The following is a 21,204-nucleotide window of genomic DNA, read 5'->3' on the forward strand; positions in this document are numbered from 1 at the left end:
TACGATCTTGTTATAATTTAAAATTTCTTAATTAGACGAAGATACTTTATGTTATAAATTCAGAATCACACGTAATGATAATTATCTTTAACACAATAAAGCTTCTTTTAAAATACTTATTGGATGTTTAGCAATACGATAAGTTCCATCATAAATTTGATGCCTACAACTTGTTCCTGCGGCTACAATTTCAGTATCCTTATCACAATTTCGAACTTTAGGGAAAAGAGTATCTTCCCCAACTTGCATACTTACTTGGTAATGCTCCTTTTCATATCCAAATGACCCAGCCATGCCGCAGCAACCAGTATTCATAATGGTAACCTTAAAGTTTTTTGGAATGTTTAATACTTTAAAAGATGAATAAGTACTTGATAAAGCTTTTTGATGGCAATGACCATGAATTTTTAGATCTTTGGTTTCGTTTGTGAATAACGAAACTTCAATGTGATTTTTTTCATACTCGTTCGCTAAAAACTCTTCAATTGTAAAAGTATTATTGGCAATTCTTTGCGCTGATTCTTTATCGTCAGCTAATCGGATATATTCATCTCTAAAGGTTAAAATAGCTGAAGGCTCAATTCCTATCAACGGAGCGTTTTCAGTAATTAAATCTTTAAAGATGGATACATTTTTATTAGCAATAACTTTGGCTTCCTTTAAGAAACCTTTTGAAATATAACTACGACCACTTTCTTCATGATTACTGATCTTAATTTGATATCCCAATTTCTCTAATACGAAAACAGCGTCTTTCCCAATTTCAGTGTCATAATAATTGGTAAACTCATCGTTAAAAAGATAAACGACTTTTTCGGATGTAGTTTCTTCATAGTTTTTAAACCAAGCTTTTAAAGATTGTTTCGCCAGCTTAGGAACGGTTCTTTCAGGAGCTACTCCCATAACCTTTTTAGCTAACAAAGTATTTGTAAAGAAGTTCGTTAGCAATGGGAGTTTACTTCCTAGTTTGTTGTACTTTGCATTGTTGGCAAACAACTTACTTCTAAAAGAATATCCATTAGTTTCTTGGTATTGATATAGAAACTCAGCTTTCATTGAAGCAATGTCAACATTACTAGGACACTCACTAGCACAAGCTTTACAACTTAAACATAAATCCAAAACTTGTTTTAACTCTTTAGAATCGAATTTATTTTTTGCATCATTATTTGTTAGTACCTCTCTTAAGGTATTAGCTCTTGCTCTGGTGGTTTCTTTCTCATTTCTGGTGGCACGATAGCTAGGACATAAAGTTCCGCCTGCTTCAGGAGACTTTCTACAATCTCCAGAGCCATTACATTTTTCGGCTAGTTTTAAAATACCTTCACTATCTGAAAAATCTTGAATAGTTGCAATTTCTAGTTCCGTACGATCAATTTCATAACGTAGGTTCTCATCCATTGCATAAGCATCTGTTATTTTACCTTTATTGAAAACATTATTTGGGTCGAAGGCTTTTTTAATTCTTCGTAATAACTCATAGTTCTTTTGACCGATCATTAAAGGAATAAATTCGGCACGAACAATTCCATCACCATGCTCTCCACTAAATGAACCTTTATACTTTTTGACTAATTCAGCGGTTTCGGTAGTTATTTTTCGAAACAACACTACATCTGCCTGTTTTTTTAAATTTAAAATAGGACGTAAGTGCAGTTCACCAGCACCGGCATGAGCATAATAAACAGCTTCTTGCTCATATTTCGTCATAATTTGTGTAAACTCTTCGATATATTCGGGTAAGTCTTCTAAAGCGACAGCAGTGTCTTCAATACAAGCAACTGCTTTTTTATCTCCGACCATATTTCCAAGTAAGCCTAAACCTGCCTTACGTAAATAATGAACTTTATGTATATCATCACCATATACTTTCGGATGATGATATCCAAACCCATTAGATTTTAAATCTTCGATTAATTTGTCTGCTAAAACTTCAGCATCTTCAATAGAATAGGCACTAACTTCGAGCATTAAAACGGCTTCTGGATCACCTTGCAGAAAAAACCTATTTTTTGCTTGTTCACGATTGTTTTTTGTGCAATCGAGAATTACTTTATCCATAAGTTCACAAGTATATAAATTGTGATTCATGGCAGTTACGGTTGCTTTCAAGCTATCATTTACGCTCGTAAAATGAGGACAAACCATAATACTATGACTAGGAGGTAGGTCATCAAGTTGAATTGTAATAGCTGTAGAGAAGAACAAAGTCCCTTCACTTCCAGATAGAAATTTAGCAGGATTTATAGTTGTATCTGTTCCTCCAAATAAATCAGAATGAAGGAATTCGTCTACAGCATATCCCGTATTTCTTCTATGAATACTTTTTTTAGGAAACTCTTTTAGTATTTCTTGTTGAATTTCTGACTGAGATAATTCATTGTAAATAGTCTTATAGATATTACCTTCTAGAGTTTGTTCAAGCCTTTTTTGTTTAAACTCTTGCGAACTTATTTCATAAAAAGAAGCTTCACTACTATCGCTCAATAGTCCTCCAATCGCAACTACTTTGTCACGGGTTACACCATATTGAATAGAAGTGCTTCCTGAAGAGTTATTTCCAACCATTCCGCCAATCATACAACGATTGGATGTTGAGGTGTTGGGACCAAAAAACAATCCGTAAGGTTTTAAAAATCGATTTAAATCATCTCTAATAATACCTGGTTCAACAGTAATTGTTTTAGCTGTCTCATCAAAGGCTAACATATTGGTAAAGTATTTTGATACATCAACCACAATACCGTCACCAACACATTGTCCAGCAAGAGATGTTCCTGCGGTTCGAGGAATTAAGGTAATTGAATTCTCATTAGCAAAAGAGATTAATTTTTTAATGTCTTGCTTATTCTTAGGATAGGCAACAGCTAAAGGAATTTTCCGGTATACAGAAGCATCTGTAGCATATATGTTTTTATGTAGATTATCAAAAAGAACCTCCCCTTCTAATGACTGATGTAAATAGTTTAATTTGTTGCCCATTGTTACTTTATAGGTAAATTACGTTTAAAGCAAGTGTCAAATGAAATAAATGTATCGGTGCCCGCTACTCCGTTTATTAAATGAACCTTGTCATATAATATTTTTTGTAAATGTTCATTATCCTTTGCAAAAATGAGAATAAAAATAGCATAATTACCTGAAACAAAATTGCATTCTACGATTTCTTCTATTTTTTCTAATTCTTTCATAGCACTTTTAGCGAATCTTGCCTCTCGCAATCGAATTCCTGTGTACGATTTTGTTTTGTAACCAAGTTTTTTTTCATCAAGGATAAATTCTGCATTTTTTATGACTTTATCGTTCGTTAGTTTTTTTATTCGTTGATGAATCAGTGAATTAGAGACATTAAGTTCTTCGGCGATTTGCGAGAAGGCTTTTCTCGCATCTGAACGAAGCTTAATAAGTATTTGCTGATCTATATAATCAAATTGATTTTCCATGGATGATTTGAATAAGGTTAAAAAATCTTTTTATATACGATATCTTAATTTTAAAATCAAATTAATATAAAATGATGTTTACGAGTGTGAAATTAGCTATAAAATAAGTTTTAAAAAAGTAAAATGACTTAGTTTTGTTGTCAGGATACTAAATATGAATAGATAAGGTATTCGAATAGAATTATAACGAAACGATAAATATTATTGAGTATTTAACCTCATATAGTAAGTAAAATATTTAGTTATGGATGTAGCAACAATTTTCGATAAATTATGGAATGAGTATACGGATAGAACACCTTCTGCTCAAAAAATTAAAGATTTGTTTACAGATAAAGGAAATTCAGTGTATAACGACCATGTGGCCTTTAGAACTTTTGATGACGAAAGAGTAAATATAGAAGTGCTAGCAGCGCCTTTTATAGAGGCTGGTTACCAAGAAATGGGAGACTATACTTTTGAAGCCAAAAAATTGTATGCGAAGCATTATGAACATAAAACAGAGAAAGATGCACCGAGAGTTTTTATTAGTCAGTTAAAAACCAATGAATTTTCGGAGGGATTACAAAATGAAGTTAAGCGATTAATTGATAGTATACCGACTGAAGAATTAACCCCTATAGATTTGGTTTTTAAGGGGCGACTTTGGGAGCAACCTAGTATTGATCTTTATGAAAAGCTACAAACGGAAAGCGAGTATGCTGCTTGGTTATATGTAAATGGTTTTTGCTCAAATCATTTTACAGTCGATGTAAACAGATTAAATAATTTTGAATCATTGCAAGAAGTAAATGAGTTCTTGAAAGAAAACGGATTTAAAATGAATGCTTCGGGTGGAGAAGTTAAAGGTACACCTGAGCAATTTCTTGAGCAATCGAGTGTTTTGGCTGATAAAATTCCAGTTCAATTTCAAGAATTAACAAAAGAAATAACTTCATGTTACTATGAATTTGCTTTCCGTCATCCAATGGAAAATGGAGAGTTATATTCAGGTTTTATTGCGAAATCAGCGGATAAAATTTTTGAAAGTACCGATATGAAACTTCAGGAAGCATAAGTTTTTTTTAATAATTGGGTAAAAAAGAGGTTGTGATATCACAACCTCTTTTTGATTATTTAAATCAATTTTCGTTAAAAAAATATGCCATTTCAATATCAATATAGATATAAGAAAATTGTTTTAATTGATGGTTAACTTTATCAACAGTCCATTATATCCAATAACTAAAAATTCTGTTTGAGAGATCGCAAAAACATCGTTCCACTCCGCTGTTACATATTCATGTGGGATTCTATTCCAATTTTGACCTTCATCCTTTGAATAGGACAAAAACTCGCCATCTGAAAGATTATTCGATTTATTTCTCCCTGCGATTACAATAGTGTTTTCTTTCATTTCAACTGAAACAATTTTATTAGTAGCATTATAATCAATAGAACTCCATACTCCAGAATTTGTATCATAGCTACATAAGCCACCTCTTTCGGAAGTACTGTTGGTTTGCCCATTATTTCCTCCAGCGACAAGAAGTCCATCTTTAATTGATAGATCCATTATTTTGGTAGGAATAACGCTATTTGTAACATCCCAAAAGTTATTGTTTTTAATTGATATTTTTCCTTCTGACCAAATTCCTCCACCAAAGATTAAAGCATCTGTAGGAGGATAGTAAGTTATGGTTCTTAAAATATTATTTGTTAACATCTCTGTATAATCCAAATTTGGATTGTTGTTGCTGGCTTCTAAGTCAGACCAACTATTACCGTTGTTTTCTGTTTTTAAAATGAAGCCCTTAGTATTACTACCTCTCTGTCCAACAATATATGCATTGTTTTCATCGGTAAAATAAATATCGGTCATATAATAACCTCTATTTTTAAAAGTTTCATTTAGTGTCCATGTATTCCCTCCATTATTGGATATAACAATGGTACCATTGTTTGTTACAGCATAAATTTTGTTTTCACTTTTTATATGGATTTTGTTAATGTAAAAAGTATTATTTGCGTAAACTTTTGTCCACGTTTTTCCTCCATCAAGAGAACGTAGTATTTCACTTTCAGGAGCGGGATAGGCCTTACCTGAAGCAATGAAACCTTTTTGGTTTTCAAAGAAATCAACGGATTGTAATGTAAGTTCTGAAGGAACTGCTATTTTTTCAATAGTAAAATTATTCCCGTTGTTATCAGGTGTTTCATTTGTTGGGTCCTCCATGTTATTGTTGTCATCGTTATTGGAACAACTTGAAATGAAAATGATTAAAAGGGTAAAGGCTAAAGATTTTAGTGTTTTCATAAAAAAATAATGTGGTTGTTTTTACTTGTTTTTCTTTTTACACTTTTTAAGGGAGGGAATTTTTGAGAAAAGCTTTGAGAAATATGATTTTTTTTTTTGCCAAAAATAGGATTTGATGCATGATAAATCTTCCCAATCATATGTTAATTTTGAGAGAGGAGTGTTAAATAATATGAATGATTAATACCTCAGGAATTTAAGGTTATATTTTAACGTAAAGTGATTAATTGAGTAGGAAAATAAATTGTCTCATTTTGATTGAGGGGCTAAATAAAAAAAGAGAAGTTTTTAAACTTCTCTTTTTTGTTATCTCATCGTTTTGGTCTCTTCTGAAAATACCGAAATTTTTAAGCTATTTGGTTTGCCATTTTCTTCATAATATATTAGAAGTTCTTCTTCTTTATTATCACAGTTGGAGGTTGAAATAATATACTTGTCCTTTAGAGGGATTTCAAGAATATAATTACCTTGTTTCGATATTTTGTTTAAATATGAAGTTCCTTTTTGTTCCTTTAGCAGATAACTACAGGTATAGCATGTACCTTTACTTTTTACTTCAACTCTGTCAATTTTAATAGAAGAAGTATTCATCGTTTTAAAGTTAACTTTATAGTTACTATAAGACGGTATATTAGGACGCCCTGGAAGAACCGTTTCTTTTATACTAGAAATAAGAATTAAGTTACTTTTACAGCTCATAAGTATAAAAGAAAGAGAGAGAATAAAGAATGTTTTTCTCATCAGAATGTCTATGTTAAATTATTTTACAATTAATTTTTTGGTGATTTCTCCTTGTTCATTGTTCACCTTTACAAGATAAATACCACTTGAATAATTAGATAAATCAATAAGCTCTTCGCTATTCTTAGTAGTAATGTCCTTAACAACAGTTCCGATAACATTGTAAATAAGAATATTATTTTTACCATTAAGGTTATTCATTTTAAGGGTGAATAATTTATTGTTAGTTGGATTAGGAAACATTGTAACTGTGTCATTAGAGAGTACTTCATCTTTTGTGTCTAAAGACGCTTCATCTATGGAAGTTTCCCAAACACCTCTACCATAAGTAGCAGCTCTTAGTTTGTTGGTAGCATAATGAATTTCTATATCATGCGCAATAACATAAGGAAGACCGTTTCCTAATCTTACCCAGTCGTTTGTTGAGTTCTTCCAGTAATAAACTCCAATGTCAGTAGCAAGAAACAGTTCTCCATCTGTGGAGCCTGTTTTATAAATAATTTTGTGAGCAGGAACATTCGCTAATGAACCAGATATATTTGTCCAAGTATCACCTCCGTTTGTAGATTTATATACTCTTCCGTCTAAATACCCTGAATAAGCAATATAAACTTCAGAGGGATTTGTAGGATGCACTTCTATACTTTTTACAGAACCAAAAATAGGTAGGTCAATAACCGTCCATAAAGTTCCTCCATTTGTTGTTTTTTTAACAGTTCTATTTTTTCCAGCACCATAAATAACATTAGGGTTAGAAGGAGCAATGGAAATAAACTCAACAGATCCAATCCCCGAATTCAAATTTGTCCAGTTATCACCTCTATCTGTTGATTTATAGATGTCTCCAAAACCTCCATAAATGGTGTTCGGGTCAGTTGGGTGTATTTCTAATTCCCATACGAATGGTGCTCCACTGGGAGTACTGATAGATTGAGCTGCGGTTTGGAAACCGTCGAGGGTTCTTCTCAGGCTTCCTGCTTGGCTGGCAGACCATGCTATGTTTGAGTCAGAATAACTCCATAGACCTTCAACTCCATCACTTCCTGGATTTTCACCTTTAAATCCATTATTACCATCATAAATGGCAATATCATTGTCTTGAGCTCCTAGAATTAACTTCCCTGCATTTTGAGGCGTTCCTGAAACATTGTAGTATTGAGTGATTGCTAATCCCGATGATAGATCTGTCCAAGCAACATCTGTTGAAGCGTCGCCTTTAAAAACACCGCCGTCGTTTACCGAGAAAACTTGATTTGAATTCGGTAAAAACATCATGTCATGATGATCTGAATGAACGTAGAAATAAGGATTTCCTGTAGTCCAGTAACCATCTAGGTATCTGTGCCATGTTGATCCACCATTTGTTGATCTCCATCCGTGAACTCCTCCAGCTACCATTAAGTCCTTATTGATAGGTGAGATAGCCAAAGCTATATCAAATCCTCCTTGCGAAGAATATCCCGAAAGAAAAGTAAGTGTCGTCCAAGAAGTTCCTTGATTTATAGATTTCCTTACCACTCCTCCTCCGTCAATACTAAGAAGTAAATCAGGATCATTTGGCGTTTGCGCAATATCAAGTCGGTCGGAAGTCGGTTTAGAAGCCTCTTGCCAAGAAGTTCCATTATTCGTAGAAATATAGAACTTTCCAGTTTTTGACGTGGCATAAATAACTGAGTCACTATTGGTTTTATATTCAAGATCGTTGAAGTAAACATTACTATCCGTGTGAACATCAGTCCAACTAGTTCCTCCATTAGTAGATCTTTTGATGTTATTTCTGGTAGCAGCAAAAATTGTATTCGTATTGTTAGGATCAATTAATAATTTACTAATAGAATTAAAATCAGTTAGATTAAAGGTTAAGCCTGTTAAACTCCAGCTTTCTCCAGCATTTATTGATTTTATAACACCAATAGAAAGATTGTTTCCACCATCCCAGTCGCCTGTTGCGGCAAATAAAACATTATTGTCGGTAGGTGAAATTACAATATGAGAAACTCCTATATTCGGTAAATTGTCCGATTGAGATGCCCATGTTGATCCTCCGTCGGTAGTTTTCCAAATACCACCTGCAGGAGTTCCGACATACATTATATTCGTGTTGTTTTCTTGGAAAGCTAATGTATTGACTCTTCCCATACCTGGATAAAACTCAATAGATGACTGTGGTGGTACGGTTGGACCTAATAGAGACCATGAACTGTTATTGGTGTTTCTCGATGCACGACGCTCAGAATATCTATTATTATCTTTAGCCCACTCATTATAGGTATGCATAGGAGAAATGAAATTTCCATTTGGAGAAATTCTATCTCCCCAAAAATCGGCCCAACGTTCAAATTGTTTTATTTGTTTTTTATTTTCAAGTGTGTTTTGAGATCTTAGTTCTTGCTGATTTTCTCTATTTTTCGAAACAATATCGAAATAATTACTTTTTTCAATAGAAATATTCCTCCATTCATAATTTTGTGCTAAAAGCACAACAGGAAAAAGTAAGAGAAAGTTTAAAAGGGGTAAAGCTTCTTTTTTCATTTTAGTTCTATATGTTTTATATTATTTTAAGACAGGTGTGTTATGAGTTACCCTAACTATTTTATAAAATGACATCGTTTTTCCATTGGTATGGCTCGGGGATATCATCATCATCGATTAGTTGTCTAATATCTATTTCAATTCCTCTCGATAAATCAGTAATAGGAACATCATTTGGACCACCTTCGAAAGGGTTTTCAGAGTTTTCTCCAATAGCTTCCATAGTAAAAAACACCCATGATATTAGTGTGCTAAAAGGAATGGATAACCAAACAAAATGTTCGGCAATAAACTCCTGTAATTGATGCATAATTGCTGTATGGGACTTATGATTAGCTAAAGCTTCTAGTATTTTATCGCCAATGTTTTCGAATTCTTCCATAATTCCAAATGGTAATAGAATGATAAACACCCATAGAAATATGAAATTGAGTGTTGCAAATTGTCTGGGATAAGGAAAGTTTTTAATCCTTTCAGATTTACCTTGAAGAGTATATAACTCCACAATTGACTTTTCAATTTCCATATGGCGAAAGTTGTCAATAAGACCTTGTTTGTGAATTTCTTTGAGTCTTTTTGATTGGATACCCAATAACTGTGAGGCTTGATTTCCTTTGGCAAAAATTTCTTCAACTTCTGAAGGAGAAATATAATTTGAAATAACATCTTTAATAGGAATATTATCTTCTATAACATACATGTTTTGAGATCTGAATTCTTCGTTAGATTTGTCTTTTTTCAAATGATTTTCCCAAGGCTTGTCCTTTCTTAATTGATAGCGCAGAGCAGTCATCCATGCAATATGTCTATGGACAAGTTCTTTGTGAATTGAATTTAGGTTTTTTTCTGAAGTCTTTCCATTATCGACTATAAAATCTTTAACCATTACTGTAAAAGACCTTGAAGTATTAACAATACCTCCCCATATTTTACGAGCTTCCCAAAGTCGATCATAAGATGCGTTGTTTTTAAAACTAACAATAAATGATACAGCCGTACCCAAAACTCCTAAAGGAAGCCAAGGTACATGTAGCCATTTCCAGCCCATAATGTCAAATAGAAAAACAGGAATAAGACTAAATAATAAGAATAAATAAATGTAGCGTCTCGTCCAGTGCAACAACCCTTTTAAAGGGTAGGTTTTTCTAATATACATGAAATAATATTTAAGTATCTGATTATAAAAGTAATAAAACTGATTTAAATGTTCTTTTTGAAATTTTTAAGTGCTTAAAATATTGTTTTTGTTTTGACTACTTTTTCGGTAATTATGATGATTGACTTTAGATCTTTTTTATTCATGTAACATAATGTTATGCTAAATACGTAACAGCGGATGTTATTGTTTTTTATATTTTATCTTATATGTTCTAAAAAAACTTAGCATAAGATGAATCGAATAAACAAAATCAAAATTTTAATCTGTGGTATCATGATAGTATTGTTTTCTTGTTCATTTATTTCTCCCATTAAAGAGAAGAAAAACAATAAAATACCAAATATCATTATTTTTCTTGTTGATGATATGGGACTTATGGATACTTCCGTTTCTTTCTTAACAGACGAAAAGAATTGCCCTAAAGAGTTTTATTTAAATAAACTGTATTCAACACCTAATATGGAGAAATTAGCAAAACAAGGGGTGCGTTTTTCAAACTTTTATGCCCATTCCGTTTGCTCTCCCTCTCGAAGCACAATACTAACAGGCCAAAATTCTGCGCGTCATGGTGTAACAAATTGGATTAGACCTGAATTTAATAATAAGGGCGATTTCGGACCAACTAATTGGAATTGGGAAGGGCTTACCAAAGATAAAATAACCTTACCAAAAATTTTAAAAGAAGCGGGGTATAAAACAATTCATATTGGAAAAGCGCATTTTGGTCCCATTGGTAGTGAAGGAAGTAATCCAATGAATTTAGGTTTTGAGGTTAATATTGCCGGTAGTTCTATTGGTCAACCAGGAAGTTATTTGGGAACAGATAACTTTGGTAATTCAAAAGGAAAAAAAAAGAGGGCGGTAAAAGGATTAGAGATATACCATGGTAAAGAAGTTTTTTTAACAGAAGCACTTACTTTAGAGGCAAAAGAAGTAATTACTCAATCTAAAGAAGAAGGAAAGCCTTTTTTTCTGTATATGTCGCATTATGCGGTTCACTCTCCATTTCAATCAGACATTCGATTTAAAGAGAATTATGAAAACAAGAACATTTCAGAAAAAGCAAAAGCATTTGCTACTTTAATTGAAGGAATAGATAAGTCTTTAGGCGATATTGTTCGTCATGTTAGAAACTTAGATTTAGGAGAAAATACGATACTGCTTTTTGTTGGAGATAACGGATCAGATGCTCCTCTCAAAATTGAAAACAATTACAGTAGTTCATTTCCTTTAAAAGGAAAGAAAGGAACTCATTGGGAAGGAGGTATGCGTGTTCCTTTTATAGCTTCATGGATTACACCTACTGAAAAGAATCTACTACAAAGAAAACTACCAATTAAATCTGGTTATATTCAAGAGCAAATGGGGTCAATCATGGATTTTTTGCCAACGCTTTGTGATATTACTAGTACCACCATTCCTGAAAATTATATAATGGATGGTTTTAATTTGAAAAAACAATTTTTAGGGAAGAAAAATCGTAAAAGAAAAGAGAGCTTTTTAAATCATTATCCTCATAAACATAGAAGTAGTTACTTTACAAGTTTGGTTGAGATGAACTGGAAAGTAGTTTACCATTATCAAGTAGAGAATACACCAAAATATGAACTATATAACTTAAAAACCGACCCATTTGAATCAACGAATTTGGCGTCAAATAAGCCGATACGCTTGAAGAAAATGATGAAAGCGCTGCAATTTGAATTACAAAGTAAAAATGCATTGTATCCGATAAGGAATAACAAAGTTCTAGAGGTTGTCATTCCTTAATTTCTTAAGATGGGTAGATAAACGCTGTTTTTTTTAGTAGAAGAAAGTGTAAGTTATTGGAAAGTAGTCTGTAATGGTTAGTGTTGTACTCTAAATTAGTTCTTAAAATAACGTTAAAAAAAACTGGCAAAAAAATTAAAAGAGCTGTATTGAGTATCTTTAACAACACATTGAAATGCTTATTAATATTTAATTTATTTCATGATTAAATTTAAGAGTCTTTCAATAGAACCATAAACAAACTAAATAAAGTGAAAAAAATACTCTTACTATTAGTACTTGCTATAGGTGCCAACACCCAAGGGCAAGTAAGTTTAAATTATTATCTCCCCAAAAATGTAACGTACAATAAAAACATTCCAGTTCCGGCTTCTGTGATAGATCATGAAATAGGAGAATGGCATATAACACATGATAAACTTGTGAATTATATGAAAGAGCTGGCTAAGTCATCGGACAGAATCTCTATAGAGAATCGAGGAGAAACTTTTGAAGGAAGGCCTTTACTGTTGCTAACCATAACCTCTGCAAATAATCATACTAGAATTGATGAAATAAGAAAAAAACATATTGAACTTACAGATAACGAAAGTTTAGACGTTTCAAATGAACCAATAGTTGTATACCAAGGATTTTCTATTCATGGAAACGAGGCAAGCGGTGCAAATGCGGCATTAGCATTGGCATATTATCTTGCAGCAGCTGAGGGTAAGGAAATTGAAAGTTTACTAAAGAATACAGTTGTTTTATTAGATCCAGCAATGAACCCTGATGGTTTGCAACGTTTTGCATATTGGGCAAATACGAATAAGGCAAGTAATATAAACCCCGATCCTAATGATAGAGAGTATCATGAAATATGGCCAGGAGGAAGAACGAACCATTATTGGTTTGATATGAACCGTGATTGGCTACCTGTGCAATTGCCGGAAAGTACGGCTAGGGTTAAAACTTTTCATGATTGGTTGCCAAATATTTTAACCGATCATCACGAAATGGGAACAAATTCTACATTTTTCTTCCAGCCAGGAATTCCAGAAAGAACAAATCCATTAACTCCTGAATTAAATCAGGAATTAACTAAAGAGATAGGAAAGTACCATGCAAAAGCATTAGATAAAATAGGCTCTTTGTATTATTCTGAAGAAGATTTTGATGATTTTTATTATGGAAAGGGGTCAACGTTTCCAGATGTTAATGGTAGTATTGGTATCTTATTTGAGCAAGGAAGCTCAAGAGGGCATGCTCAGGAAAGTGAAAATGGATTGTTAACTTTTCCTTTTACGATCAGAAATCAATTTACGGCATCATTATCTACTTTAGAAGCTGCTCATAAAATGAGAGCGAAAATTTTAAACTATCAACAAAGTTTTTATAAAAAGTCGAGAAGCTTATATGAAAATAAGGCCATTGTTTTTGGAGATGAAAAAGACGCAGGGAAGTCATATGAGTTGGCAAAGGTGCTAAAAAAACATAGAGTGAAATTACACTCAATTAAAAACGATTTCGAGGCGAACGGAAAAAAGTTTAAAAAGAATTATAGCTATGCTATTCCTTTAAATCAAAAAAATAATCGTTTAGTACAAGCGATGTTTGATACAAGAAAAAAATTTAAAGATAGCTTGTTTTACGATGTTTCTGCTTGGACATTTGATGCAGCATTCGGAGTAGATTTGGTACGTAATGTTTCTTTGAGTAAAGTAGGGGAGGAAATTAAAGACCTTCATAAAAATATCGGACGGGTGACTAACAATAGTCATGTTGGATACTTAATGCCTTGGAATGAGTATTATACACCTAAAGCGTTAAATAAAATCTTAGAGAAAGGATTGAGGGCTAAAGTAGCTATGAAAAACTTTAATAACGATGGAAATTCATATGACTATGGAACTATTTTTATTCCAGTTCAAAATCAAAAGTTAAATCAAACTGAGTTATATTCTTTCTTAAATGAGGTAGCTAGAGAGAGTAAATTATCAATTTTTGGGGTAAGTACAGGACAAAATATTGGAATTGATTTAGGAAGTAGAAATTTCAGAGCTGTAAAAAAACCTAAAGTAGCCATGTTGGTTGGAAATGGTATCACAAGTTATGATGCTGGAGAAATTTGGCATATGTTGGATCAGCGATTCGATATGAAATTAACGAAGCTTGATACCGATTATTTAGGGAGAGCCAATATAGACAAGTACACAACTATTATTGTTCCGAATAGTTATGGTTTAAATGCGGATGTAAAAAACAAATTAAGTAAATGGGTAAAGAATGGCGGCGTATTAATAGGTTATAGAAACGCTATACGATGGTTTAAGAATGCGAGTCTTTTAAATGTAGATGTTACATCTACGAAAATTGATGAGGTCAAAAAGGTTTCATTTGAAGATCGTAGTTTGCATTCAGGTGCTCAGGTAATCGGAGGTGCTATTTTTAAAGCAAAAATTGATCGTTCTCATCCAATAAACTTTGGGTATAAAGATAGTCAGATTTCTTTATTTAGGAATACAACGTTGTTTATAAAACCAGATAAAAAAAGTTATAATAACCCAATACAGTATACTGAGTCTCCTTTATTAAGTGGTTATGTTTCTGAGAAAAATCTTGAGAATTTAAAAAATACAGTACCATTTAAAGTTCAAAGATTGGGTGCAGGTAGAGTTTTAGGTTTTACAGATAATACAAACTTTAGAGGTTTCTGGTTTGGAACCAATAAGCTTTTAATGAACGCTATATTTTTTGGAAAATTGATGTAATCAAAACACATATTTAAATAAAAAGCTGGAAAGACTCATCTTTCCAGCTTTTTTTGTAACATTTTACCTGCAAAACAGTCTTTTATATAAAAGAGAATTAACTATGAGTATACTACGAGTTTTACTAGCCATTTTTTTTCCACCATTAGCTGTTATTGGCAGAGGATGTGGTTCTATTGTAATCGTATTTCTTTTAACACTTTGTGGATGGGTTCCTGGGGTAATAGGAGCTTTGGTGATTTTAAATAACCCAAATTAATAAAGTTTATTTTTTATTTGGTGACTTTTGTATTGATAATGAGTCATATAAGTAGTAGGAATTATTAAACGATAAAAAAATGAAGTCACTAAAAAATGTTGCAATGATTTCTTTATTTGCATCAGCTTTTATGATGTCTTCTGAAGTTATCTCTCAACGGAAAAATGAAACGAGTTCAAAATTAGAACTAAAAATTGAAGCTGATTCGGATCACAGCTCTATTTGCAAGGGTCATTCAGATGTTAAAGAGGAAAGTTCAATCAAGGGGGGCAAAAAGATTAAAAAGGGAAGAAAGAAATTGACGGCAGCGGAAGCTGAAGAAATGTTAGGGCATGGAAATTTTATTCGATATCGAAAAAGAAGATCCGGTTCTAAATGTTATGCCAAAGATTCTGAAAAAAGTCATAACAAGCAATGTTAAGAAAAAGAAAGCGCTCTATGGAGCGTTTTTTTTTGAACTAAACTCAAACTATCTTCTTGAAAAGAATCAGAGATATTCAATAGAAAAGAAATTATTTTAATACGAATTTTAGAAATTGTGACTTTTTAATTGATACTGTGTCATATAAGTGTAACAAGTAATTAAAAACAGTAAAATGAAAACATTAAAAAACACAGCAATTATAACATTATTTTTATCTTTATTTATGATGTCACCTGCAATGTTTTCTCAGGAGGTGGTAGTGGAAGATAATGTAGAATATATTGCAGACTCAGATAGTATAGAAGATGAAAATTCGTTAAATTCAGTTTTATTAAAGAAAACAACTGCTAAAAAACGAAAAAACAAAACAATAAAAAAGAAGAAGAGCAGATCTAGAAGGATTACTGCAAAAGAAGCGGAGGAAATGCTAAGACACGGAAATTTAAGATTCAGAAAGAAAAGAACATCTACTAAATGTTTTATAGAGAAAGAATCTGAAGAAAAGTGTGATAGTAAAGAAGAAAAAAACGCTCAATAAGAGCGTTTTTTTTATTTTATTACTTCTTCTATTATTTTCCCAGTACTTCCATTTGGGAATTCGACGTTCAATAAATTTGAAATTGTAGGAGCGATATCTATAATTTCATACTTTCTTTTTGAAGAACCTTTATTAATCTTTTTACCATAAAAAATAATCGGAACATGAGTATCATAAGAATATCCTGAACCATGTGTAGTACCTCTTTTAGGGTAAATAATGGTAGAAGGGGTAGGTATCAATAACACATCACCCGAAAATTTTTGATTATAACCGTTTTGTAAAGAATTTAAAATTCCACTCGTAAAAGTTGTCGATTGCATAGTTTTAGCCGCTACTGCTTTGTATATTCCCTTATAGGTAATTGAAGCATTAGCAATAACATTAGCAACCTCTTCAAGGTTCAAATTAAGACTCTCAATTTTCTCTTTATTTAGGAAAATTTGAAAATTAGAAAAGTCTTCGATAAGTCTATCTGAGTTAAAATGTTTTTTTGTTTTCTCTTTCAAAAAATTCATGAACTTAACAGGTTCAATATAATTACCAGGAATTTTATTTGCTTTTAAATAAGATGGTACTTGGGTTGCTGCATGATCTGCCGTTAAAAATAGTGTATAATTACCTTCTCCAATTTTTTCATCTAAAAAATTAAATAAACTAGCCAAGTCTTTATCTAAACGCAAGTAGGTGTCTTCAATTTCTTTTGACGCAACTCCAAACTGATGACCAACATAGTCTGTAGAAGAATAACTAATACTTAAAAAATCAGTATGCTCTGATTGTCCAAGGTTTTCACCAATAATGGCCGCTTTAGCAAAATCAGTCGTAAATGAGTTACCAGCAGGAATGGCTTTTAAAATACTATAGTCGTTATTACTTTTTCTTAACTCAGGAATGTTGTGAGGAAATATTGGTTTTTCTTGTCCCTTAAATGGAGCTTCGAAATCATTATCATCTTCAATGCTTTCTGTGTAGGAACTAATATCATATAGGGTGTTCCATGGAAGGCTCAAATATTCATCAGCCTTTTTTGATTTATTAAAATCATGAGCCCATTTTGGTAATGAATTCATATAGTAAGTTGAAGTAACCCAGTCACCTTTTTTTCCACCATCAAACCAATAAGCAGCATTTGCTGTATGCCCCACAGGTAAAATAGCTGAACGATCTTTAATTGCAATACCAATAGATTTTCCTTTCATGTTTTGAGCCAAACGAAGCTGATCTGCAACTGACGTCGTAATTAATCGGTAGGGTGATTTTTTACCACCATTACCATCATTACCTACGGTTTCATACTTTCGATCATCTACGCAATAAATAGATAGTTTTTCGTATTTATCGTACCAATTATTTCCAATGATTCCATGATTTGAAGGAGTTGTTCCAGTAAAAATGGAAGCATGTCCTACGGCTGTATAGGTTGGAATATAATTATAGTGGGCATTTTCAAGAGAAAATCCATTATTTAATAATCTTTTAAAGCCATCGGAACCATATTTTTTATCAAAACGAGTTAGATAATCATAACGCATTTGGTCGATAACTATACCAACAACAAGTTTTGGCTTTTCCGAATAATGTTGTTGCCCAATAAGTTTGGCATTTATTAATAAAATAAATGCGAATAAGGCAAAATTACTTTTCTTCATTTAATTTAATTTGTTTTCCTGTTCAAAAGTAATTAAATCAGCGCTTAAAACACATAAATATGGTAAGAGTTAATGGTTTTTTATACATTAGCAAATGAATAAATCAATTTTAATTAATGAATTATATTGAACACATCGGTAAATATTTTCTGATGTTAAAACAAGTGTTTACTAAACCCCAAAGGGCCAGAGTTTTTAGAGAGGCATTAATGAGAGAAATTGAGGAATTAGGACATAAATCTATCGGAATAATTGCTTTTATATCTTTTTTTATTGGCGGAGTAATAGCCCTTCAAACAGCGTTAAATTTGGAGAGTCCATTTATTCCTAAAAGTTTAATTGGGTTCGCAGCAAAACGTTCGGTAATTCTAGAATTTGCACCAACATTTTGCTCTATCATTTTAGCAGGAAAAGTAGGATCATACATAACTTCTAGTATTGGAACGATGCGTGTAACGGAACAAATAGATGCATTAGAAGTAATGGGGATTAATTCATTAAACTACTTGGTGTTACCTAAAATTATAGCAACTGTTTTATTCTATCCATTCTTAATTGTTTTGGGGATGTTTCTTGGAATTTTCGGAGGCTGGGTTGCTGGTGTTTTTTCTGGGTTATTTTCAGGAACTGATTTTATTGCTGGAGTTCAAATGGAATTTAATCCTTTTCTAATTAAATATGCGCTCATAAAAACAGTCGTTTTTGCATTTCTTATAGCAACAGTACCATCATATCATGGATACTTTGTAAAAGGAGGTTCTCTTGAAGTAGGAAAGGCAAGTACACAATCCGTTGTATGGACGATCGTAGTGATTGTAATTGCAAATTATTTCTTAACTCAAATGTTGTTGACTTAAAATGATTGAAGTTAAAAATTTACATAAAGGATTTGGTGATGTTGAAATTTTAAAAGGAATAACAACGTCATTTAATCCAGGAGAAACGAGCCTTATTATAGGTCAAAGTGGTTCAGGAAAAACGGTATTTTTAAAGTCGTTGATTGGATTACACACACCCGAAGCTGGAACAATAATATACAATGGACGTGTAAACACTGAAATGACCATTGAGGAAAAAAGAGAGTTTAGACAAGAATTAGGGATGGTTTTTCAAGGGAGCGCCTTATTTGATTCACAAACTGTAGAGGAGAATGTAATGTTTCCGCTTAAAATGTTTACTAAAAAGCCAAATGATGAAATGTTGGATAGAGTAAATATTGTTTTAAAAAGAGTAAATCTTGAAAACTCAAATACCAAGTTTCCGGCTGAATTATCAGGAGGGATGCAAAAGAGGGTCGCTATTGCCCGAGCCATTGTAATGAATCCTAAATACCTGTTCTGTGATGAACCAAACTCAGGTTTAGATCCGCAAACAGCTATTGTGATCGATAATTTAATTCAAGAGATAACCGACGAATATCAAATAACTACAGTTATAAATACACATGACATGAATTCGGTGATGGAAATTGGAGAAAAGATCGTTTTTCTTAAAAATGGAAAGAAAGCGTGGGAAGGAACGAATAAAGAAATCTTCAAAACGGACAACGAAGCAATAGTCAATTTTGTGTATTCTTCGAACTTATTTAAAAAAGTTAGAAAAGCTTACTTAAATGATTTATAGGGTAACTTTCTGTCTTTTAGAGAGGTAAAAAAAAGCTTGTTTTTTTTCTTTAAATAACCTCAAAAAAAGTTTGCGAGATCAATAAAAGATTCTATCTTTGCACCCGCAAACGCAGATATGCAAAAGCAAAAATGACCGGGTAGCTCAGTTGGTAGAGCATCTCCCTTTTAAGGAGAGGGTCCTGGGTTCGAGCCCCAGCCCGGTCACAAAAAGCTTCTTATCGAAAGAAGCTTTCATTAGCTCTAGGGGAGATTCCAGAGCGGCCAAATGGGACGGACTGTAACTCCGTTGTCTTACGACTTCGCAGGTTCGAATCCTGCTCTCCCCACAAAAATCTCAATCATTTAGATTGAGGTTTTTGTTTTTTATGTAAATTTGCAAAAAAGAAATTGCTTAGGGATCAAGACTAATAGTTGTGTTTAGGCAAAAATTTGGATTAATCTAAAAAGAAAGAATTCTACGTTTCTTACCCCCCTGAACTGCGCTCTAAACGCTTTCACTTTCGCATTAAAAGATTCTGCTGCTGCATTTGTACTTCTGTTGTCAAAATAATTAAGGATGGATTGGAATTTAAACTAATGGAGTTTGCTACTATATTAAAAGCTTTAAACCCTGAATCTTCAACTTCTTTAAACCATTTAGCAAGTTTTGTATAAGCTACCGCTTTAGTTATTAATCGGTTATTAAATATAGTTCTGAGTTTTTGACATATTACATATGCTTTTCTAATGTCTGGGAATTGTTCAAATAAAATCTGAGCTCTAATCTTTTGTTTAGTTGTCCAGTTTGCTTGCGTCTTATAAAGTAAATAGCGGCTTCTAGCTAAAAGCTGTTTTAAAGTATCTCCGTTACTAAAAGTTATAGGGGTATATGTATTGTTATTGTTTTTAGCATCTTTTATATCATTGTTTTCCTGATCTATTGCTTCCCAACGATGTTTTATGCGTATATCTTGTAAAGCATCTAAAGCCAATTTTTGCACATGAAATCTATCGGTAACCTGCGTGGCTTTAGGAAAGCATGTTTTAGCTATTAGTTTCATGGTATTGGCCATGTCTAAAGTGATTTCCTTAACCTTATTTCGTTTGGAGTTTGGAATTTTAAGGAGCTTACCACTAACGTCTTCAGCTTTGGTTCCAGCAATAATAGCTACAATACTTCCTGCTTTCCCTTTCGCTTTTTTATTAGTAACAATAGTATAAAGTTCTCCTTTAGATAAAGCAACTTCATCAATAGAAAGCTGTTTTCCTATATTTTCAGGAAATAGCAACCAATCTTTAGCATGTGACTTCTCTTTCCACTGTTTAAAATCACTTAAATAATCTTTAAACTGACGTTGTAATTTTTTACCATTGAGCCCGTAAAAACCTGCTATAGTATGACAGTCATTCGCTTTAGTACTGACTAAGTGCTTTTAAAAAAACAGCAAACTCAACGGTCATGCGAGTTCCCTGTGCTACTAAATCCCAATCTCTTTGTACTACTTGTTGAGTTTCTTTATTTAGCCATCTGCGACGTTTAATATGAAGTAATACTGTTTTACCTCTCAAGGGAAAGTCTTCAATAGTGGTTTCTTTATGAAAACCATGAGATATAATTAACCCTTTTGAAAACTCATCTGGAATAGCTTTCTTTTCTTCAAAATAAAGATGTAAATCTTTCCCTTGTACTTTATGAGTTGTTAAATTAAAATGTGTGATTAATAACTCAGGGAGTAGAAATTTTAAAACATCTAATGATAAATCCAAATCTCTCTTTTTTGCAAAAATCAACATTTAATATTAATTCACACACAACTTTTGTGACTGATCCTTGCTTAGCATCTTCATGTATGCTATGAAACTAAATTCTAATACGATTTGTGATTAAAAATTTCGTATAAATTAATTGAATTATTATTTCATTATACAAGACAAAAAAAACAAAGCATAGCCGATAGCTACGGTTTCTTTTTTTAACGCATTAGAATGTAAAAAGAAGCTGTTCATATGCGAAATGTTTACTTGTAAATCGTATA

At 32.5% G+C, this 21,204-nt stretch carries 16 protein-coding genes, 2 tRNA genes and 1 pseudogene; 10 read left to right on the forward strand and 9 right to left on the reverse strand.

The features are described 5' to 3' along the window. Positions 1 to 87 precede the first annotated feature (87 nt). Positions 88 to 2,982, reverse strand: coding sequence for an FAD-binding and (Fe-S)-binding domain-containing protein (locus tag BLW23_RS08880; RefSeq protein ID WP_093668943.1), 2,895 nt, complete (start codon positions 2,980 to 2,982; stop codon positions 88 to 90). A gap of 2 nt (positions 2,983 to 2,984) precedes the next feature. Further along, positions 2,985 to 3,443 (reverse strand): Lrp/AsnC ligand binding domain-containing protein, encoded by a 459-nt coding sequence (locus BLW23_RS08885; protein ID WP_093668945.1) that lies wholly within the window; start codon positions 3,441 to 3,443, stop codon positions 2,985 to 2,987. A gap of 244 nt (positions 3,444 to 3,687) precedes the next feature. Between BLW23_RS08885 and BLW23_RS08890 the strand changes: the two genes are divergently transcribed. Next, on the forward strand, positions 3,688 to 4,500 hold the full coding sequence (locus tag BLW23_RS08890; RefSeq protein WP_093668947.1) for a DUF1338 domain-containing protein: 813 nt from the start codon (positions 3,688 to 3,690) through the stop codon (positions 4,498 to 4,500). A gap of 123 nt (positions 4,501 to 4,623) precedes the next feature. Here the strand turns inward: BLW23_RS08890 and BLW23_RS08895 are convergent, their stop codons facing one another. The 4 genes from BLW23_RS08895 to BLW23_RS08910 form a co-directional block, all read right to left on the reverse strand. Next, complete coding sequence (locus BLW23_RS08895; protein WP_093668949.1) at positions 4,624 to 5,739, reverse strand: WD40/YVTN/BNR-like repeat-containing protein; 1,116 nt, start codon at positions 5,737 to 5,739, stop codon at positions 4,624 to 4,626. Between the two features lie 306 nt (positions 5,740 to 6,045). Continuing rightward, positions 6,046 to 6,480, reverse strand: coding sequence for a hypothetical protein (locus tag BLW23_RS08900; protein WP_143032133.1), 435 nt, complete (start codon positions 6,478 to 6,480; stop codon positions 6,046 to 6,048). An 18-nt stretch (positions 6,481 to 6,498) separates the two neighbouring features. Then, positions 6,499 to 9,012, reverse strand: coding sequence for a T9SS type A sorting domain-containing protein (locus BLW23_RS08905; protein ID WP_093668953.1), 2,514 nt, complete (start codon positions 9,010 to 9,012; stop codon positions 6,499 to 6,501). Positions 9,013 to 9,073: 61 nt separating this feature from the next. Continuing rightward, entirely contained in the window at positions 9,074 to 10,168 is a 1,095-nt protein-coding gene (locus BLW23_RS08910; RefSeq protein ID WP_093668955.1) for a bestrophin family protein, read from the reverse strand. 276 nt (positions 10,169 to 10,444) lie between these two features. On the opposite strand from BLW23_RS08910, the gene BLW23_RS08915 reads away from it, so the two are divergent. The 5 genes from BLW23_RS08915 to BLW23_RS08935 all read left to right on the forward strand — a co-directional run bounded on the left by BLW23_RS08915 (position 10,445) and on the right by BLW23_RS08935 (position 15,912). Beyond that, positions 10,445 to 11,941 (forward strand): sulfatase, encoded by a 1,497-nt coding sequence (locus tag BLW23_RS08915; protein WP_093668957.1) that lies wholly within the window; start codon positions 10,445 to 10,447, stop codon positions 11,939 to 11,941. A 251-nt stretch (positions 11,942 to 12,192) separates the two neighbouring features. Beyond that, complete coding sequence (locus BLW23_RS08920; protein ID WP_093668959.1) at positions 12,193 to 14,691, forward strand: M14 family metallopeptidase; 2,499 nt, start codon at positions 12,193 to 12,195, stop codon at positions 14,689 to 14,691. 103 nt (positions 14,692 to 14,794) lie between these two features. Then, entirely contained in the window at positions 14,795 to 14,950 is a 156-nt protein-coding gene (locus BLW23_RS08925; protein WP_093668961.1) for a YqaE/Pmp3 family membrane protein, read from the forward strand. A gap of 79 nt (positions 14,951 to 15,029) precedes the next feature. After that, positions 15,030 to 15,371 (forward strand): hypothetical protein, encoded by a 342-nt coding sequence (locus tag BLW23_RS08930; protein ID WP_143032134.1) that lies wholly within the window; start codon positions 15,030 to 15,032, stop codon positions 15,369 to 15,371. 175 nt (positions 15,372 to 15,546) lie between these two features. Next, complete coding sequence (locus tag BLW23_RS08935) at positions 15,547 to 15,912, forward strand: hypothetical protein (protein WP_093668965.1); 366 nt, start codon at positions 15,547 to 15,549, stop codon at positions 15,910 to 15,912. Positions 15,913 to 15,923: 11 nt separating this feature from the next. Here the strand turns inward: BLW23_RS08935 and pafA are convergent, their stop codons facing one another. Next, a complete protein-coding gene (pafA, locus tag BLW23_RS08940; RefSeq protein ID WP_093668967.1) occupies positions 15,924 to 17,564 on the reverse strand; it encodes an alkaline phosphatase PafA in 1,641 nt (546 codons plus the stop codon). A gap of 116 nt (positions 17,565 to 17,680) precedes the next feature. Between pafA and BLW23_RS08945 the strand changes: the two genes are divergently transcribed. From BLW23_RS08945 to BLW23_RS08960, 4 genes are all read left to right on the forward strand, one after another. Then, positions 17,681 to 18,421, forward strand: coding sequence for an MlaE family ABC transporter permease (locus BLW23_RS08945; protein WP_093668969.1), 741 nt, complete (start codon positions 17,681 to 17,683; stop codon positions 18,419 to 18,421). 1 nt (position 18,422) lies between these two features. Next, positions 18,423 to 19,187 (forward strand): ABC transporter ATP-binding protein, encoded by a 765-nt coding sequence (locus tag BLW23_RS08950; RefSeq protein ID WP_093668971.1) that lies wholly within the window; start codon positions 18,423 to 18,425, stop codon positions 19,185 to 19,187. Between the two features lie 133 nt (positions 19,188 to 19,320). Next, positions 19,321 to 19,393 (forward strand) — tRNA-Lys (locus BLW23_RS08955). A 39-nt stretch (positions 19,394 to 19,432) separates the two neighbouring features. Further along, positions 19,433 to 19,515 (forward strand) — tRNA-Tyr (locus tag BLW23_RS08960). A 91-nt stretch (positions 19,516 to 19,606) separates the two neighbouring features. On the opposite strand, the pseudogene BLW23_RS08965 reads toward BLW23_RS08960, so the two are convergent. Together BLW23_RS08965 and BLW23_RS08970 are read right to left on the reverse strand one after the other, a co-directional pair. After that, a pseudogene (locus BLW23_RS08965) lies at positions 19,607 to 20,562 on the reverse strand (ISL3 family transposase). Between the two features lie 19 nt (positions 20,563 to 20,581). Next, positions 20,582 to 20,935 carry an ISAon1 family transposase N-terminal region protein gene (locus BLW23_RS08970; protein ID WP_093669388.1) on the reverse strand — a complete coding sequence of 118 codons (354 nt, stop codon included), beginning with the start codon at positions 20,933 to 20,935 and terminating at the stop codon, positions 20,582 to 20,584. Positions 20,936 to 21,204: the final 269 nt, after the last annotated feature.

It is taken from the genome of Tenacibaculum sp. MAR_2009_124 (genome assembly GCF_900105455.1).
Taxonomy (GTDB): Bacteria; Bacteroidota; Bacteroidia; order Flavobacteriales; family Flavobacteriaceae; genus Polaribacter.

Coding starts and splice junctions, on each gene's coding strand:
- BLW23_RS08945 (WP_093668969.1), top strand. CDS start 17,681: ATGAATTATATTGAACACATCGGTAAATATTTTCTGATGTTAAAACAA.
- BLW23_RS08900 (WP_143032133.1), bottom strand. CDS start 6,480: ATGAGAAAAACATTCTTTATTCTCTCTCTTTCTTTTATACTTATGAGC.
- BLW23_RS08950 (WP_093668971.1), top strand. CDS start 18,423: ATGATTGAAGTTAAAAATTTACATAAAGGATTTGGTGATGTTGAAATT.
- BLW23_RS08880 (WP_093668943.1), bottom strand. CDS start 2,982: ATGGGCAACAAATTAAACTATTTACATCAGTCATTAGAAGGGGAGGTT.
- BLW23_RS08935 (WP_093668965.1), top strand. CDS start 15,547: ATGAAAACATTAAAAAACACAGCAATTATAACATTATTTTTATCTTTA.
- BLW23_RS08930 (WP_143032134.1), top strand. CDS start 15,030: ATGAAGTCACTAAAAAATGTTGCAATGATTTCTTTATTTGCATCAGCT.
- pafA (WP_093668967.1), bottom strand. CDS start 17,564: ATGAAGAAAAGTAATTTTGCCTTATTCGCATTTATTTTATTAATAAAT.
- BLW23_RS08885 (WP_093668945.1), bottom strand. CDS start 3,443: ATGGAAAATCAATTTGATTATATAGATCAGCAAATACTTATTAAGCTT.
- BLW23_RS08915 (WP_093668957.1), top strand. CDS start 10,445: ATGATAGTATTGTTTTCTTGTTCATTTATTTCTCCCATTAAAGAGAAG.
- BLW23_RS08910 (WP_093668955.1), bottom strand. CDS start 10,168: ATGTATATTAGAAAAACCTACCCTTTAAAAGGGTTGTTGCACTGGACG.
- BLW23_RS08905 (WP_093668953.1), bottom strand. CDS start 9,012: ATGAAAAAAGAAGCTTTACCCCTTTTAAACTTTCTCTTACTTTTTCCT.
- BLW23_RS08925 (WP_093668961.1), top strand. CDS start 14,795: ATGAGTATACTACGAGTTTTACTAGCCATTTTTTTTCCACCATTAGCT.
- BLW23_RS08890 (WP_093668947.1), top strand. CDS start 3,688: ATGGATGTAGCAACAATTTTCGATAAATTATGGAATGAGTATACGGAT.
- BLW23_RS08895 (WP_093668949.1), bottom strand. CDS start 5,739: ATGAAAACACTAAAATCTTTAGCCTTTACCCTTTTAATCATTTTCATT.